This is a genomic window from Gilliamella sp. CG22 (assembly GCF_046635725.1).
Lineage (GTDB): Bacteria > Pseudomonadota > Gammaproteobacteria > Enterobacterales > Orbaceae > Gilliamella > Gilliamella apicola_I.
In genome coordinates, this window is the sequence record NZ_JBIDFK010000005.1 from 82,545 (window position 1) to 101,165 (window position 18,621).

At 34.3% G+C, this 18,621-nt stretch carries 13 protein-coding genes; 11 read left to right on the plus strand and 2 right to left on the minus strand.

What is annotated here, in order from left to right:
* Positions 1-12: 12 nt before the first annotated feature.
* The 9 genes from ACGH46_RS06200 to ACGH46_RS06240 all read left to right on the plus strand — a co-directional run bounded on the left by ACGH46_RS06200 (position 13) and on the right by ACGH46_RS06240 (position 14,900).
* Positions 13-573: a hypothetical protein gene (locus ACGH46_RS06200; RefSeq protein WP_267352498.1), complete on the plus strand. Its 561-nt coding sequence runs from the start codon at positions 13-15 to the stop codon at positions 571-573.
* Positions 574-666: 93 nt separating this feature from the next.
* Positions 667-1,965, plus strand: coding sequence for an HlyD family type I secretion periplasmic adaptor subunit (locus ACGH46_RS06205; RefSeq protein ID WP_267352499.1), 1,299 nt, complete (start codon positions 667-669; stop codon positions 1,963-1,965).
* Between the two features lie 27 nt (positions 1,966-1,992).
* A complete protein-coding gene (locus ACGH46_RS06210) occupies positions 1,993-5,880 on the plus strand; it encodes a beta strand repeat-containing protein (RefSeq protein WP_411604783.1) in 3,888 nt (1,295 codons plus the stop codon).
* 26 nt (positions 5,881-5,906) lie between these two features.
* On the plus strand, positions 5,907-9,830 hold the full coding sequence (locus ACGH46_RS06215; RefSeq protein WP_411604786.1) for a beta strand repeat-containing protein: 3,924 nt from the start codon (positions 5,907-5,909) through the stop codon (positions 9,828-9,830).
* Positions 9,831-9,845: 15 nt separating this feature from the next.
* Entirely contained in the window at positions 9,846-11,888 is a 2,043-nt protein-coding gene (locus tag ACGH46_RS06220) for an ATP-binding cassette domain-containing protein (RefSeq protein WP_267352502.1), read from the plus strand.
* A gap of 338 nt (positions 11,889-12,226) precedes the next feature.
* Positions 12,227-13,234, plus strand: a complete 1,008-nt coding sequence (lpxK, locus tag ACGH46_RS06225) for a tetraacyldisaccharide 4'-kinase (protein WP_411590159.1) — start codon at positions 12,227-12,229, stop codon at positions 13,232-13,234.
* Between the two features lie 3 nt (positions 13,235-13,237).
* Entirely contained in the window at positions 13,238-13,423 is a 186-nt protein-coding gene (locus tag ACGH46_RS06230) for a Trm112 family protein (RefSeq protein WP_267352504.1), read from the plus strand.
* Positions 13,424-13,439: 16 nt separating this feature from the next.
* Positions 13,440-14,204, plus strand: a complete 765-nt coding sequence (kdsB, locus tag ACGH46_RS06235; protein WP_411604788.1) for a 3-deoxy-manno-octulosonate cytidylyltransferase — start codon at positions 13,440-13,442, stop codon at positions 14,202-14,204.
* Positions 14,205-14,900: a DUF2461 domain-containing protein gene (locus tag ACGH46_RS06240; protein ID WP_411604914.1), complete on the plus strand. Its 696-nt coding sequence runs from the start codon at positions 14,205-14,207 to the stop codon at positions 14,898-14,900.
* Positions 14,901-14,981: 81 nt separating this feature from the next.
* Here ACGH46_RS06240 and ACGH46_RS06245 read toward each other — a convergent pair whose 3' ends face one another.
* Complete coding sequence (locus ACGH46_RS06245; RefSeq protein WP_411596840.1) at positions 14,982-15,644, minus strand: MarC family NAAT transporter; 663 nt, start codon at positions 15,642-15,644, stop codon at positions 14,982-14,984.
* Between the two features lie 108 nt (positions 15,645-15,752).
* On the minus strand, positions 15,753-16,271 hold the full coding sequence (locus tag ACGH46_RS06250; protein WP_267380701.1) for a single-stranded DNA-binding protein: 519 nt from the start codon (positions 16,269-16,271) through the stop codon (positions 15,753-15,755).
* Positions 16,272-16,484: 213 nt separating this feature from the next.
* Between ACGH46_RS06250 and corA the strand changes: the two genes are divergently transcribed.
* Both corA and ACGH46_RS06260 read left to right on the plus strand, forming a co-directional pair.
* Entirely contained in the window at positions 16,485-17,426 is a 942-nt protein-coding gene (gene corA / locus ACGH46_RS06255) for a magnesium/cobalt transporter CorA (RefSeq protein WP_267352509.1), read from the plus strand.
* A 223-nt stretch (positions 17,427-17,649) separates the two neighbouring features.
* Positions 17,650-18,618, plus strand: coding sequence for a glucokinase (locus ACGH46_RS06260; protein ID WP_411604791.1), 969 nt, complete (start codon positions 17,650-17,652; stop codon positions 18,616-18,618).
* Positions 18,619-18,621 lie beyond the last annotated feature (3 nt).

An 18,621-nucleotide genomic window follows, 5' to 3' on the forward strand; every position in this document is an offset into this window, starting at 1 on the left:
AAAGGTATTTCTATGAAATCAAATTCACATTTCTGGCCAGCATATGTTGATATGATGACAGTATTATTACTTGTATATCTTCTAATCACGTTACTTTTTCAAATATTAATGATTATTGCTCAACAAAATGTTGGGATTAAATTGCGTGAGCGTAATCAATTAGTGACTAATGTTTATAAGTATGATCAGGGTGTCAATCCAAATGAATTACGTTTGGATTTTCAGGGGCCTAAAAATCGAAATTTCTTAACAGAAGCAAATAAAGAAAAATTGATTCAATGGATTGATGCGAATAAAGACCAAATCGAAGAAAAAGGTGCTGTTATTTTTGCTACTTCGTCAGATGACGCACAAGTTGGTTTTTCTTTAAGTCTACAATATCAACGAAGTTTAGAAGTGTTTAGTATTTTACAATCTCGAAAAGTTTCCGTTCAAAAAGTAAAAATAGAAAATGCTTCTGTTAATAGGAGTGATATTGGATTTGTATCTATCCGTATATTACGTGATGATGAAGTCAATGTGGTTGAAAATCAGCCTTCAGAGATTCAAAGTCAAAGAATGATACAGAACTAAAATATAGGCGCAATAAATTACTAGAACAGGTAAATTAAAGTGGTCATCGCTGCCAACTGATACCAACAAATTAATGACAATATTTGAATCAAAATGAAAGATAGATTTAGAGAAAAATTTCAAGATGGAGTGGTAGTTTTAAAAAAACTAGCTAACTATATGCCAACAGGAATAGCAGGTAGAACACTACTTGTTATCGTTCTATTTCTAATTTGGATTTCATTATTTAAAGTTGATGTGTTAGTTAAAGGTGTTGGTGTTATTCGTGTCGAAAGTCGAAATATCACTCTCCAACACCCTGAAGGTGGCGTTATTCAACAACTTTTGGTGCATGAAGGGCAGCATGTTACAAAAGGACAATTAATTGCGATTGTTGATAATAGCTATGTTAATGAAAGTTTTGCCAAAAATGAAATTGAACGCAAAGCTTTATTGGTCAGAATAGAACGACTTAATGCAGAATTAAGTAATGAAAAATTTGAACCTAAATTTACGGGTGAAAAATCATTAGATGAAATTATAACAAATGAATTGCATTTATTTGATTCAAGATCCGTAGCTTTACGGGCACAAAAACAAGTCATTAATGCTCAAGTAGAACAGAAGAAAGCGCAAATTTTAGAATTGGTCACTAAAATTGATGATCTTAGCAAACAAGCGGAGTTGGCTAAACAAGAAGTACAGCTTTACAAAAACATGGTAGCTAAGGGAGCAGCAGCACAAGGAGCTTTGCTTCAGAAAAAACTTGAAAATCAGCAAATACAAACCGCACTTAATGAGTCCAGATTAAGAGTACCACGATTAAATAGTGAACTTTCAGAATATGAAGCAAGATATGAACAGATTCAAGCTGACTTCATATCTGATGTTCAAAAACAACTAACTCAAGTTAATATCAATTTAAGCGATGTTGATAACTCGCGAACGCACAGTGAAGGACGACGAGAAAACTCAAAAATTGTCAGTCCTGCCGATGGCGTAGTTCAGCGTCTGTTTGTTGCTCATACAGGTGCAGTTATTCGAGCAGGGGGAGAAGTAGTTGAAATAGCACCTTCAGAAGTCCCTCTCATTGCTGAAGTAAAAGTAAGACCAGAAGATAGGGATCGTATTTGGGAAAAAATGGTTGCAAGATTGCATATCAGTGCTTTTGACGTTTCATATGCTAACACACTAGAGGGAAGAGTATCTGTTATCAGTGCAGATGCTGTTTCAGACGAAAATTTAGGTCGATATTACCTTGTTAGTATTGAAGTTCCTTCTGAGAAATATAATGTAACTATGTACCCAGGTATGAGTGTCGATGCATATTTGCTGACTGGAAAAAGGACATTACTGGAATACTTTTTAAAACCCTTGTTGTCAAACAGTTCTCTTGTTTTTTCAGAACCTTAACTTATTTAGATGAATGGATATAAATAGATGTCACAATATAATGAATTACCAATGCCTGCATCATCAGAAACAGCTGTTGTTCCTGTTACCTATGCAGAAAACTATATACCCGTTAATTATAAAGATGTTGAATTATTAATTAATGGTACTGATTTGATTGTTCAGTCTGGTGATAAAAAATTAATATTACCATTAGCGGCTAAACTAGCATCATTAGACCCAAATATATTTACTTTTTCATTTAAAGATGGGGTTACAATCAATGCTAATGAGTTAATTTCCAAGTCTCAATCTATTAATACTGCGCCAAAGTTAACTGAAAATAATGAATCTGATGTTACTGAAAAAAATGAGATGAAGGGGCAAGATGAACATGAAGTTATCGAACCTGTCGCTAATGAATCTGTTGAAATTATCGTAGTCAATAATTTAGACAGTCAATTACAAAAAGATGAAGAGAGTATTGAAGATCTTGAAAAGTTTATTTCAAAAAATTCTTCATCAACTATCAGTGATAATGATAACAATATTTCAGAAAATATCCCGTATCCATCAACATCCGATACAGCCGAATCTTCAAAGGAAAAATTTATTGCAGAATCGCATGAAATTATCGATATCAATGATAATAATAACAATAACGACGATAGCTCTGATGAAATCGATATTCCTTCAATAAAGTTATTACAAATCAAATCGGTTGTTAATAACTCAAGTAAAATTTGGATAGCGGGTACCGGTAATGACGAAGCAGCTGAATCAGAAAATTTTAATATCCAATATGAAAATATTCATATAGATCTATCGGGAGAAACAGAAAATTGGACAATTTACGCTAATGATGAAACGAAGCTACCTATTGGGCAAATAGGGCGCGTTATAGAAATTAATGATGCAACAAGTGTCGTTTCTGTTACTGGTCAACTCGGAAATATGAAAATTATTACAGCTGATTCGGCACTCGGTAAAGAATTTGGATTAGCTGCAAATCAATTTTTAATTATTTATCCTGAAGGAATAAAATCGTCTTTTAGTCTTGCTTTTAGCTATATTGATAATCAAGGCAATACAGTAAATGAACAGGCTAATTTTGATATTACCGATCACCCAGCAATTATTGTTGATAATACTGGGCATTTTCAACTTTCATCAACCAAAAATAATGTTGATATCACCGCTGGTAGTGGGGATGATACCATTTTTGCAGGCAATCAAAATGGACATTATGATGGAGGTGCTGGTACAAATACAGTTAATTATAGCCAACTTAAAGAATCACTGGTTATTGATTTAAATAATGGAAAAACTGACGCCAAAAATACCCACCATACATTAAAAAATATTCAAAATGTAATTGGAAGCAATAATGGCGATACCATAATTGGGCATAGCCAAGAAAATAATATACTCACTGGCGGTGATGGTAATGATACGATTATGAGTGGTGGGGGTAACAACATTATTGATGGCGGTAAAGGTATCAATACCATTGCCTTTGAAAATGTGACTAGCGGTGTTCACGTTGATTTATCTGCAAATAAAGTTATTAATAACGGTAATGGTGGCACAGACTCTGTTAAAAATATTCAAAATATCACCGGTAGTGATTTTGATGATATTTTAATAGGCGATGATCAAGACAACCTCATTGTCGGTGGTAAAGGTAATGATACTTTATCAGGTCGAGGTGGAAATAATACACTCGATGGTGGTGAGGGAATTAACACCGCTGACTATTCAGACGCTGAATCTGGAATTGAAGTGGATTTAACAAAAGATAATAACCAAGTTGAAGATAATGGATTTGGTGGAAAAGATACACTAATTAATATCCAAGCTATTGTTGGAAGTGATTATGATGATAAATTCATAACAGGTGTTGGCACTACCATTATTGATGGTGGTGCTGGTGATGATCACTTTAAAGTTGGTGGTAATGAAGCGAGCATCACATTTTTAAGTGGAAATAGTGGTAATAACACCTATGAAGCAGGAGCAGGATTTAACAATTATTTAGGGGGAACAGGTTTTGACACCCTTAGTTATGTAAATGCAGCTTATGGAATTAGCATTGATTTCAATAAAAGTATTGTTTATGACAATGGCTTTTCAGGTATTGATATTTTAAAGGATATTAATAAAGTCATTGGAACTAATTTTGATGATTATTTCGTTTTAGGTAATGGCGATCATTCAGTCGATGGGGGTCTTGGTAATAATACAATCATAGCAGGTTCTGGCAACAATAAAATTGATGGAGGAAGTCAAGGCGCAGGTTTCATTAATACTGTTGATTACAGTAATGCAACTTCAGGTCTGGAAATGGATTTAGTAACGGGTGATGTTGCTAAAAATGGCTTTGGTGGTCAAGATAACATAACAAACATTCAAAAAATTATAGCGACTGATTTTGATGATGTGATCTACAGTAGTGCTAACGATCTAAGTATTTTAGCTGGAGCTGGAAATGATACAGTTTACGGCAATTATGGTAATGATATTCTTGATGGTGGAGAAGGTGTAAACACATTAAGATATGATGCTCTCAGTGACGGTGTTACTATCAATATGAGTAACGGCACTGTTACTAAAACCTCTGGTACAGATAATTTTACCAATTTCAATACTTTTATTGGTTCAAAAGGCAGTGATGTTTTCATCGCTGCAGCAGGCAATCAAACAATTGATGGTAGTTCAGGTCACGATGCCATAGATTATAGTGGTATGTCTGGAAGAATGGTGGCTCATCTTGATACTAATCAGATTGATGATGATGTTAAAGATAGACATTTATTTCATCACACCGTAAAAAATATTGATGAAGTTAGATTTTCAAATGCTTCAGGTAATGTTGGTTATACTAAAACATCGGGTTCAACAAAGTTTGTCGGCGGTTCATTAAATGATACCTTCTATATTTTAGGCGGAAATAATGAAATTTTTGGTGGAAGCGGCACAGATATAATCAGCTATCGATACTCTACTACTGGAAAAGGTGTTGTAGTAGAACTCAATCAAAGTGGTACAGGTTATGCAACACAAAATAGCTATGGTGGTAAAGACCATATTGTGGATGTCGAAACCGTTTATGGTACCGAATTCAATGACTATATTAAATCTTTCGCTGAAATGAGAGGATTTTCTGGTAACGATACACTAGAAGGCGTTGGTAAAAATGCGTGGGTTGATTATGGCGATGCATCAAATGTGGATATCGATTTAGAGAAAGGTATTGCTGTAAAAAGTGGTGGGAAAACCACAGGTACAGATAAACTAATCAATATCAATAAAGTTGTAACTGGTTCGGGTGATAGTATTGTTCGAGGCAATGATAACGACAATGTTATAACCGGACGATTTGGAAACGATACATTTTACGCTTCTACAGGAAACGATAGTTACAACGGCGATCGTGGTAATGATACGTTAATTTATAATGAATTAAATAATACTAAAATTGAAGTTAATCTTAATACTAACACAATTGTTAAAACCCATGATAATGGTAATCAAGGTGTGGACAACTATAAAAGTATTGAAAACATCATTGGAACCAATGGTAATGATATATTCAAAATTACCTCATTAGCAGATTTAAATGGCTATCAATGTATTGACGGAGGTCAAGGATTTGATGTTGTTAAAAAATCTGGTCAAACAGATAATTTCTTTTTTGGAAGTTCAACTATTTTTAAACATATAGACAGTTTTGATTTCAAAGACAATAGCATGGATAGAATTTCCATTGATTTATCGACCTTTTTTGATGCTTTGGATACAGATTCAGTTGGGTTTGTTTTAGATAGTAATGACAGTTTAGCATTAATAAATTCTTCTTCTTGGTCACATAGTGTAAATGGTTCAAAAGAAATTTGGACAGATGGCACACATGAATTAATCGTTGACCGAGTATAAATAGAGATAAGAAGTGAGACAAGTTTATGAGTAATACAAATACAGCTTTAACACCGATGGAGCCAGCTCTTTCAATTATTCCTTTTACTTATGAAGACAATAAAATTAATGCTTCATGGGAAAAAGATAAAGTATCTTTATCAATTAATGGTTCGGATTTAATCATTACTACAGGTGACAATCGTAAATTGATTTTAACGATGGGAGCCGAATTAGCTTCTTTAAATGGAGGCGTGCTTTCATTAGCATTTAATGATGGAAAAAAATTAAATTCATATGAAATTATGAGTTTAGCGAAAATTGAAGATATTACACCAGAGATAATTGAAACAAAAGCACCTGAACAACTTACCACTAAAGAGGATGACATCACTGTCGAAAGTGTCGAAGATAAAACGGTTGATCTCACGACAAACATGACAGACAATTTTATTGTTATTGATACAAGTGGTGGTGCGGACACGTCATCAAATGAAATTCAATCTTCACTTGAAAATATGATGGATTTAGACATGCAAGTGAAGCCTGCTAAACTTAAGTCACCTCATGCAGATATTGTTTTTAAGAAGAGTTCATCATCCAGTTCGGATTCAGAAAAGTTTCAATCAAGTATCGATGGCGAAGTTCCAATTGTTGAAAGTAAACCACCTGCAAGTATTACGCCAAAGATGCCTAATGTTAAACTTTATCAATGGGAAGGATTAATTGATAGTGCTCAACATGTTTACGACGTCGGTGGTGGTAATCTAACAGCAAGAACGGATGTTACAGCCAATGCGCAGTATTCAACAACACTGGTTGATCTTTCGCAAGAAAATGCTGATTGGACGGTTAACGTAGCTAATCAAAATTATATTGAAGAAGGTAAAATTCTTCGTATTGTCTCTTTTGATGATGCTCAATCAATAGGTAACATAACAGGTCTTCCTTCTGACTATGAAATTATTCGAGGCGGTACAGCGCAGGGTGATAAATATGGTTTATCGCTCAATGAAATCATTATTTTATATCCAAAAGGTCAGATTAATAAATTCTCGATTTCGGTAACATACACTGATTCAAATGGAAAAACTGTAACAGAAGACTTTAATTTTTCAGTTGTTGATTCCCCTTCATCTCTTATTGATATCGATGGAAACATACTGTTATCAAGTTCTGCTAATAATGTTCATGTTGTTGGTGGTGCTGGAGATGATGTCATTATTGCTGGCACAACACAAGATATTTATGACGGTGGAGCTGGAATTAATACTGTAGATTATAGCCAAGTAAAAGGTGACTTAATTATTGATTTACATACGAAAACTGTTACAGGAGCTGTAAATCAACAGGTTGAAAATATTCAAAATATTATTGGTAACAATGGTGATAATACTTTTATCGGAAGCTTAACAGAAAGTAACAACTTGATTGGCGGTGATGGCAAGGATATCTTTTTTGTTGGTGGCGGCAAAGATAATCAGATAGATGGCAAAGGCGGTATTAATACAATAAGTTATGAAACCACTGATAACGGAGTCAATGTTGATTTAACTAAGGGCATTGTTACCGATGCATTTGGTCGAAACGACTCAATTCGAAATATTAATAACATTACTGGTACACATTTTGATGATGTCTTAATTGGAGATGATAAAGACAATATCATAATTGGTAATGGTGGTAATGATATCCTTGTAGGTATGGGGGGTAACAATACGCTAATAGGCGGTAATGGTGGAAATAGTACGGCCAGTTATCAAGAATCCGTAAAAGGAATTAATGTTGACCTTTCTAAAACAGATAAACAAGTTATCAATAATGGCTTTGATGGTTCGGATACTTTAACGAATATTCAATCAATTAAAGGTAGTCAACATGATGATATTTTTAAAACCGCCAAAGGTAGTATAACGATATATGGTGGTGAAGGTAATGATACTTTTTATATTGAAGGTGATGCAATTAGTCGAGCTGTAATTCACGGTGAAGCAGGTAATAATCTTTATGTTGCTGGGCAAGGTTATAACTCCTTTATTGGTGGTTCAGGAATTGACGTTGTAGATTATCATCTAGCGTCTTCGGCCATTGATGTAAATCTTAAAACACGACGTGCCTATTCAAATGGTTTTGGCGGTGCGGATCAGCTAACTAACATAAATGGCATTGTTGGAACTGATTTTGACGATCGTATTGAATTGGCTAATGATACTAATTATCTCATTAGTACAGGCGCTGGCGATGATTATCTTATTGTAGGCAAAGGCGGAATGTCTAATTATTATGATGGTGGAGATGGTGTCGATACTATCGATTATAGTAATGTCGCTAATGGCATTGAAATCAGCCTGAAAAATCAAGTAGCAACAAAGAACGGTACCAAAGATAGCAATGGTCTTGATGGTGTAGATAAGGTCTCAAATTTCGAAAATATTGTTGGTTCAGCTTTTGATGATATCCTTGAAGGAAGCGATGCTGATAATATTATTCATGTTGGTGGCGGGTCGGAAAATATCATCTATGGTTCTTTGGGTAATGACCAAATTATCACTAAAGGTAATGGAACGAATACGTTAGATTATAGTCGTTATTCTATTGTTGCACAGAATTCTGGGATTGAGATAGACGCTACTAATGGAACAGTAATAAAAGATATCAACGGACAGACATATCAGGATAGTTTTACAGCGGGTGGATTCGCAAAATTTGTTGGTACGGAATATGATGATACATTCATTATAAACCAGAGTACAACATTTGTTGACGGTAGTGGTGGAACTAACTCGCTTATTTTAGATGAAACAATGCAAGGATCGTATATTGTTGATTTAGAAAACAATCGTATTACAGCTAATAATTATGATGCTGAAATAAAGAATATAAATAATGTGACCATTAAAAATGGTACTTTGCAGTTTTATGGAAACGAAACAGAAGGTAATACCGTTATTGCTGGTGCAGGTGATGATCATATCCATGCTAAAGGTGGTGATAATTTTATAGACGGTGGCGCTGGTAGTGACTGGCTCTATTACGATGATGGAATTCAAGGTGTGGTTGTTTCGTTAGATGCAAACGGTAATGGTACGGCGACTAATGGTTTTGGCGGAAAAGATACGATAAAAAATATCGAAAACATATATGGTTCACAATATGACGATATAATATCAGGAAAAGGAATTTTAATTGGTGGTGATGGAAACAATACATTAATTGGTATTGGCAATAATGCAGTTGTTCAATATAAATCACCAAATGGAATTAAAGCAAATCTTGACACAGGTATAGTAAGCGATAATGGGTATGGTAAAGAAGATCGTATCGTGAATATACACAAAATCATTGGAACCGATAAAGATGATGAATTTTATGGTAGTAGTGTAAGTGATGAAATTCATACTGGTGCTGGAAATGATATTGTTTACGGCAGTAGTGGTAATGATAGAATAGTGAATACTAGTGGTAATACGAAAATAGATTATACTAATTTAAGAGAAGGTATAAGAGTTTATATTACTAACAATAAAGATATGACAGTTTCTAAAGGTAATTGGGGGAGAGATACACTTACTTCCATTACCGATATTTCAGGAACTAATTTTAATGACGAGTTTCAATTCAGTTCGCTTACCGATTTCAATCGATATCACTCAATTGATGGTGGTTTAGGTATAGATAGTGTTACCAAAAAAGGAAGAGCTGGAACGTTTGATTTTAGTGTCGTTAATAAAAATTTATTTAAACATATTGATATTTTCAATTTTAAAGATGGGGTCGCTGGTGATTTTATCCTCGTTAATTTAAGTGATTTATTTGAGAATATGGATAATAACAATATTCGATTTGATACCGATAGCACTGATTCATTACAAATTTTAGATAGTGCAGGTACTTGGGTACATTCTGAAATTTCACCGGGTGTTGATCAGTGGACAGATGGAACCCATACATTAACTTGGAATCATGTATAGGTATCAGATATCTTTATGAATAGTGAATTATCTACAAATTCTGGTGATATTTTTCAACTAAAGTCGGTCTTGTCAGAGGCCGCAAAAAAATTATCTTTACCTGTTGGTCAATGGGAATGGCAGGAGCAGATTGAAAAACTAGAGCAGACTGCTAACCGAGAAATGTTGTTTGAGTTGGCACAAAAATATCTTGGTATAGAATTATTTCCTTGTTCCGAAGAACATAATGCTGTCAATAAAGGGTTATACGTTGCTTTTGAAGAACAAACAGGATGGTCTCTGCTTACCGTTCATTCTAATAAGATAAAAAATGAAAAAAATGTTAAATTAGATAAACTGCCAAAGGAGACTTGGCGTGTCTTGCTAACTGAAAGAAAAAATAAATTAAGTTGGCGTTCATTGTTGGTTATGGGGCAAAAAGAAAATAGGATTATCAGTCGTCTTTTTTGGACAACTCTGATAATCAATCTCTTTATCATGCTCATTCCATTATATTTAAATGCAATATATGATCGAGTAATACCCGGGCAAGCTGACTCTTCACTTTGGACACTATCCTTAGGCGTAATGCTGGCTATTTTAGTTGAGTATTACTTTAGAATGGATAGAATAAAATTGGGGTGTGAATATTCATCTTTAGTACAATATCGTTTAGAACCTAAAATTATTTCTGAACTTATTCAAGTTATGCCTAGCTTTAAAACTCAATGGGGACGCAAAGTAATTGAGGCAATGAACAACTGGAATGTGTTTAGAATGCAGTTTTTAACGTTCTTTTCAAGCACAGTATTAGATCTGGTTTTCAGTCTGCTTTATTTTATTGTTATTGCGATTGTTGCGGGTTGGTTAATCGTTGTTCCTATTTTTATTTTTATATGTGCAATCGTTCGTATTACGCTTTTTTATTTTGAAAATAAATCTATTCCAACGATAAATGCTCAAGTCCCTTTTTCACCGACAACTCTTGAATATTATCAGTCTTCGGTTTCTTATAAAGAAGCGACTTATACCTTTCTAGCCGGTAATGAAAAAGCGCAGCAAAATGAACAAAAACGCTATATTATTCATAACCGCTGTAGTTCTTTTTTAATGGGTTTAACTAGTTTACAAACTGTGCTTGCCGTGATTGTTGCTTTTTACCTAATACAGACAGGTCATATGTCGCCAGCAGGTTTATTTGCGACAATTATTATTGGTGGTCGTTTGAGTCAACCGTTTTTCTCGTTAATGCATATGTTACCTAATCTTGAGCGTATGACTAACTCCATGAAACAGATTAATGCGCTTCTTGATAAAGAACAAAATGAAAACGGATTATTAAGTGGCTTCAACGGCCCTAAAAATGGTTGGGGGGCATCTAAAGTTAGTTTCAAATATCACCCTTCCTTACCTTGTTTAGACGATATCAGTTTGCAAATCAAGTCAGGTGAACGAATAGCGATAGTTGGTGGGCCAGGATCAGGGAAAAGTACTTTATTAAAATTATTATTAGGTATTTTAGAAGCAGATGAAGGCAACATAACATGGAATGGTTTTATGTTAACTAAATCTATTGCGGATTCATTACGAAGTGAAACTCATTATCTATGGCAATATAGTGGTATTATCGGCGAAACAGTATACGAATATCTTACATTAAATAATAAACCTGACCAAATTTCGCATGATCGCGCTTTAGAAGTATTAAAACAAGTGAATTTGCAAAATTTGTTACCTTTTTTAAATAATGGACTTGATACTTACTGGCGCCAATTGCCTGTTCCGTTAACGATTTTACAACGTCAAAAGTTAGCTTTAGCTCGATTTATTTTATCTCCGCATAGCATATCATTTTTAGATAATCCTAGCGCCGAGTTAGATCCGAATACTGAGCAGTTATTGTTAGCACAACTTGATTTACGTGCAAAACAAGGACAAACAATGGTTATTGCAACAGACAGAACTAATCTTTTGAGCTTTGTTGATCGAGTTATTATGCTTAATGGTGGCAATATTGTTTTTGACGGAAATAAGCAAGATTTCCAACAATATTTGCAAAAGACAGCTCAAGATAAATAAATTTGATTGATTACTGATAATCAATTCATTTTTCAATGATAAAAAAGGATTTGATAAGAATCCTTTTTTATTTGTTGTTTCCCTTCTATATTAAAATTATTGTCAGTAATACTGAATGATTAAAAATTCTCAAATTTAAACTTTTAACATTGGTTTAATCGATTTTAAAATTATAAAATAGGGTAATTTTTTAAAAGGCTTACTTAACTATGCTTTGTTAGATTATTCTCATTGTCTAAATTAAAAATGACTAAAATGATTTGGATTAGTCAATAAACACCAGAATAGATTACAATAGCAAATTTAATATAAAAGCATAATTCAATGGTGAATAAACAATGATTGAAAAATTATGGTATGGTAAAACACATTTTTATTGGTTACTGATGCCATTATCATGGTTGTATGGATTAATAACATTGGTTAGACGCCAACTCTACAAAGCAGGAATATTAAAATCTTGGAAATCACCTGTACCTATCATCGTAATTGGAAACTTATCGGTAGGTGGGAATGGAAAAACTCCACTGGTAATAGGATTAATTGAAGCTTTAAAGACTAAAGGTTTAAAAATCGGTGTTGTTTCACGTGGATATGGTGGAAAAGCAGAAAGTTATCCGCTTATTTTAGATGAACAAACAACCACCGCACAAGCTGGGGATGAACCAGTATTAATTTATCAACGAACACATGTGCCAGTTGCCGTTTCTCCCAATCGAAGTCAAGCGGTACAAGCTTTATTAGATAACTATCAATTAGATGCAATTTTAACTGATGATGGCTTACAACATTATGCATTAAAGCGAGATATTGAAATTGTGGTTGTTGACGGTAAACGCTTATTTGGTAACGGTTGGTGGATACCAGCAGGGCCAATGAGGGAGCGACAAAGTCGATTAAAATCTGTTGATATTATTATTATTAATGGCGAAACTAAAAGTCATTTAGCTGAAAAATTCCCCGAAAAAACTTATACAATGCAACTAAAACCGCAATATGCAGTAAATTTATTAACAAAAGAAAAAATAGAATTGCATTCATTAAAAAATATCTGTGCTATGGCCGGTATTGGTGATCCCAACCGTTTTTTTACAATGCTAAATACACTCAAAGCTGATGTGATCAAAACAGTATCATTTGCGGATCATCAAAATTATACTTTGCCATTGTTAGCGAATATTGCTACACAAGATCAAACCCTTTTAATGACAGAAAAAGATGCGGTAAAATGTTTTCAATTTACATTACCAAATTGGTGGTATTTACCCATAGAGGCAATATTGCCTAATCAGGTAACTAATCAAATCTGCTCATTGTTAGAAGAAATAAAATCTAAAAGAGAATAAAAAATGAAAGAAATCCTCCTTAAGGCGCTAGCTTGCCCTAAATGTCATGGTGAACTTCAATATGATACTGAACAAAATAGTCTAATATGTCCAAAAGATAAACTTGTTTATTTAATCAAAGATAATATTCCTGTGTTACTGGAAAACGAAGCGAAAACACTGAATTCTTCGATTTCAGTTCACGAATAGGTAAAAGGTTTTAATTATGAATTTTTCGGTTATTATTCCTGCGAGATATGCTTCAAGTCGTTTACCAGCTAAACCGCTTGCTGATATTCATGGTAAACCTATGATTGTGCGAGTGATGGAGCAAGCCAAAAAGTCTTCAGCAAATCGGGTAATTATTGCAACTGATCATCAACAAGTATTCGATGTGGTGAAATCTTATGGCGGTGAAGTAATTCTGACTAGCAATAAACATAATTCGGGTACAGAACGATTAGCAGAAGTCATCAATGCCTATCAATTTTCCGATGATGAAATTATTGTAAACGTACAAGGTGACGAGCCGCTAGTTCCACCAATCATCATTGATCAAGTTGCTGAAAACTTAGTACAGTATAAAACAGGAATGGCAACATTAGCTGTTCCAATTGATTCAGCAACAGAAGCATTTAATCCTGGTGCAGTGAAAGTTGTGACTGATAAAGATGGGTATGCACTCTACTTTTCTCGAGCAACCATTCCTTGGGAAAGGGATCGCTTTGCGAAATCTGAAGATCTTTTCAAACCAACAAGTATTGGTGATTTTTATCTTCGACATATCGGGATTTATGCCTATCGAGCTGGTTTCATTCGTCAATATATCAATTGGGCACCTTCTACACTTGAGCAGATTGAAATGTTAGAACAGTTACGTGTACTTTGGTATGGTGAAAAAATTCATGTGGCAGTTGCTAAACAGGCCCCTGCTATAGGGGTTGATACACAAGAAGACTTAGAAAAAGTCAGAAAGTTATTTAAGGATTAAATTATGGCACAATTTTCTGGTTTTACCCAAACAGGACTTAATTTTTTACAAGATGTATGGATTAATAATAGTAGAGCATGGTTTGACGAGCATCGATCAATCTATGATAATGAATTAATCAAACCATTCAGGCTGTTAGTAGAACAGTTAACTCCCAACATGCTGGAAATTGATGAATGGTTTGAAACAAAACCAGCTATTGGTAAAACGATATCTCGCATACATCGTGACACACGTTTTTCGAAAGATAAATCGTTATATCGTAGTCGTTTATGGTTGACATTTAAACGACCAAACCGAGATTGGAAAGAAGCGCCAGCTTATTTTTTTGAAATAGCACCAGATTGCTATCGTTATGGACTTGGCTATTATTGTGCATCAAAGCAGACAATGGATATTTTTCGTGAAGAAATTCTTAATGACAGTGCAAAATTTTTAGACATGATTCGCTGTGTTAAAAAACCATTTGAACTTGTTGGTGAAAGTTATAAACGCCCACTAATTAAAGATCAAGATCCAAAAATAGCAACATGGTATAATCGAAAAAGTTTAGCAGCAATGGTTACTAACTCCAATATTGAAGATTTGCTAAATGGCGATCTACCTAACAAATTATCAAAGGGTTTTAAACAACTATTACCGCTTTATGATTATTTAATGCGGGTGGAAATGATAAAAAATATTCCCAAATTATGATTTAACACTGTGATTAAATGAGCTAGCCTAAGTAAACGACATTATTATTAATAAACAACTTTTTTAAAATGATTTAGTTTACTAAATATTGGGAAAGCTCATGATTAATTCTTTTACACCATTGATAATAAATTGAGTACCAACACAAACTAATAAGAACCCCATAATTCTTGAAGTCGCTTCAATTCCACTTTTTCCCATAAAACGCATAATACTGCCTGCACTTCGCATACAAAACCAAAGGATAATACACAATAAAAGCGGAACTAAGATTGAAGAAGTATAAACAACCCAACTTGAAATATCATAACCTCCACTTTTTACTGTTGAAGCCATACTGATAATCATTGCAATCGTTCCAGGGCCTGCCGTACTTGGCATGGCTAGTGGTACAAAAGCAATATTATTCGATATTTCTTTCATTTTAGCATCGGCTTCTAACGTTCGATGAGAAGGTTGCTGAGGAAAAAGCATTCTAAATCCAATAATACCAACAATCATACCACCAGCAATACGCAAACCTGGAATGGAAATACCAAACGTGCTCATCACTAGCTGTCCACCATAAAAAGAAACAACCATAATGATAAAAACGTAAATACAAGTCATCTTAGATTGGTAATTACGCTCTTCATTAGTCATATCACCCGACAAACCTAATAAAAGTACGACAGTAGTTAACGGATTAGTTAAAGGAATAAATAATATTAAACCAAAGCCAATAGTTTGTATCAGTTCAAACATAACACTATAAAATGAATAAAATTGGTAGGTTATAAGTATAATTGAAATTAAAAAGATAAGAAATATGGGCGCTTAATTACGCCCAATATTTTAAATGGGAGAGAAAAATTAAAAAGGAATATCGTCATCAAAATCCATTGGTGGTTCAGGAGCTTTAGGTTGAGCAGCGGGTGCGGCTTGTGGTGCTGGGCGAGCCGCAGCGGCAGGCGCAGTTGAAATATTATTAGCACTTTGGCCCCAATTTTGTGAATTATCATCAAAGTTATCATTGCCATTTCGTGAACTTAAAATTTGTAATGTGCCACCGATTGGATTAACAACAACTTCTGTCGTATAGCGGTCGTTACCTGTTTGATCTTGCCATTTACGGGTTTGTAATTGACCTTCTAAATAAACTTGCGTGCCTTTCTTAATATATTCACCAGCAATTTCAGCTAATTTACCGAAAACAACCACACGATGCCATTCAGTACGATCGCGGTTTTCACCTGTTTGTTTATCTTTCCATGATTCCGAAGTTGCTACGCTAAAATTTGCAACAGCGCTTCCGTTTGGCATATAGCGAACTTCTGGATCCTGACCTAAATTACCCACCAAAATGACTTTATTTATTCCTCGGTTTGCCATTATATACTCCTAAAAATTGCTTAAATATTTAATTTGCGTATTGTAACATGAGACAACAGCAACATCACCGTTTTTAATTTAATTCTGGAATATTACTTCTATTTTTAACATTACAAAAATAACTTTAGACATAGGAATTTAAAGATATTACGAGTATAATGCGCCACATTTGTTAATAGAATGTTCTAGAAACTTTCCTGTAAGGGGGGCCTTATGATTAATGCGTTTGGACTAAAGAACAAACAATTAGTAAAAGTTAATGAAGGCGACATCAATAATGCGGCTTGGATTGACTTAATTGAACCAGAAGAAGCCGATCGTGATTTTGTTTTAACTCATTTAGGACAAAATTTAGCAACCAGTATTGAGTTAGATGATATCGAGGCCTCTGCTCGTTTTTTTGAAGATAATGAAGGATTGCATGTTCACTCTTTCTTCTTTTATGAAGATGCTGAAGATCGGGCGGGAAATTCAACCGTTGCTTTTACTGTACACAATGGTCGATTATTTACTTTGCGTGAACGGGATCTGCCTGCTTTTCGTTTATATCGTATGCGATCTCGTTATCAAAGCATGGTTGATGGAAATCCTTATGAAATATTATTGGATTTATTTGAAGTCAAAGTTGAACAACTAGCCGATCAAATCGAAAGTATTTATAGCAAATTAGAAGAATTGAGCCAAGTAATTATGGATCGTTCTGCACAAGAGCAATACGACGAAGCAATGACATCGTTAGCTGAACTTGAAGATACGGCTTGGAAAGTAAGATTGTGCTTAATGGATAGCCAACGTGCGGTTAACTACCTTGTTCGCCGAGCAAAAATGCCGGCAGATCAACTTGAGCAAGCACGTGAAGTTATTCGCGATGTTGAATCATTGGTACCACATAATGAATCATTATTTCAAAAAGTTAATTTTTTAATGCAAGCAGCAACAAGCTTTATCAACATTGAACAAAGTCGAATTATTAAAATTTTCTCAGTGGTATCTGTTGTATTCTTACCGCCAACTGTGGTTGCATCTGCGTATGGTATGAACTTTGAAAATATGCCAGAACTGAAATGGGAATATGGTTATCCATTTTCATTATTACTCATGTTATTGGCTGGTGTTGCACCCTATATTTATTTTAAACTTAAAAAATGGTTATAAATACAGAAGTTGATTAGATGTTAACCTAGACTTTTAAGGTTGTGAATAAAAAAATGCGTTAATTTAAAAAGTTAACAAAGGGAACTGAGTAACTCCTCGAATACCTAGGAGACAACGAGGTTGCCTTTTATGCTTTTTAATCTCAATTACCAAGTACAATAAGTATAGAAAGATATTGATTTTAGATCATTAGTAAAATTAGTTTGTCAAAAAAGGGAGTAACATGAGTCAGTACGCACTAGTCACCGACATCGGTGGAACCAATGCCCGTTTTGCATTGTTTAATTTAGTTACAAACGAGTTATCGGCAATCACAAAAATTCTCATTTCAAAAGAAGATATATTACTAACATTAATCAAAAATTATCTTCAAGCGCAATCCGTAAAAATTGAGATTGCGTGTATTGCCATCGCTTGTCCAATTGATGATGCTGACACTGTTACTATGACAAATAACAATTTGTCGTTTTCTCGCCGTGAATTAATCGAAGAACTCAAACTAAAAAAACTTGAGGTCATTAATGATTTTACTGCAGTCTCGACATCCATTCCAAGACTGTCACCGCAAGATTTGGTAAAAATTGGAGGGGATGAACCTAATCTAAATTATCCTATAGCAATTTATGGTGCGGGAACTGGGCTTGGTGTTTCACATTTGATAAAAGTTAATCAGCATTGGGTAAGTTTGTCCGGTGAAGGTGGGCATACAGAATTACCCATGATAAATGAAGAAGAAGATCGCATTTTGGTTCAGTTGCGTAAAAAATTTGGACGAGTTTCAGCCGAACGATTTTTATCCGGAAATGGTATTATTAACATTTATCAAGCCATACAGCAAATTAATCATCAACCATGTACTGATATCACTCCAGATATCATTGTCAACAAAGCACTAACAAATAGTTGTGATTTATGTTTGCAAACCTTAAATTACTTTTGTACATTTATGGGAAGATTTGGCGGTAATTTGGCATTAACGCTAAATACTCAAGGGGGAGTATATATTGCCGGTGGTATTGTTCCTCGTTTTATTGAATTTTTTAAAGCTTCGCCGTTTAGAGCTGCTTTTGAATATAAAGGGCGAATGTCTACGCTGGTCAAAAAAATTCCTGTATATGTGATTACACATGAAGATCCAGGGCTATTTGGTGCAGGTGTTTATTTACAAAATAGCCTTCTAAATATTGATTAAAGG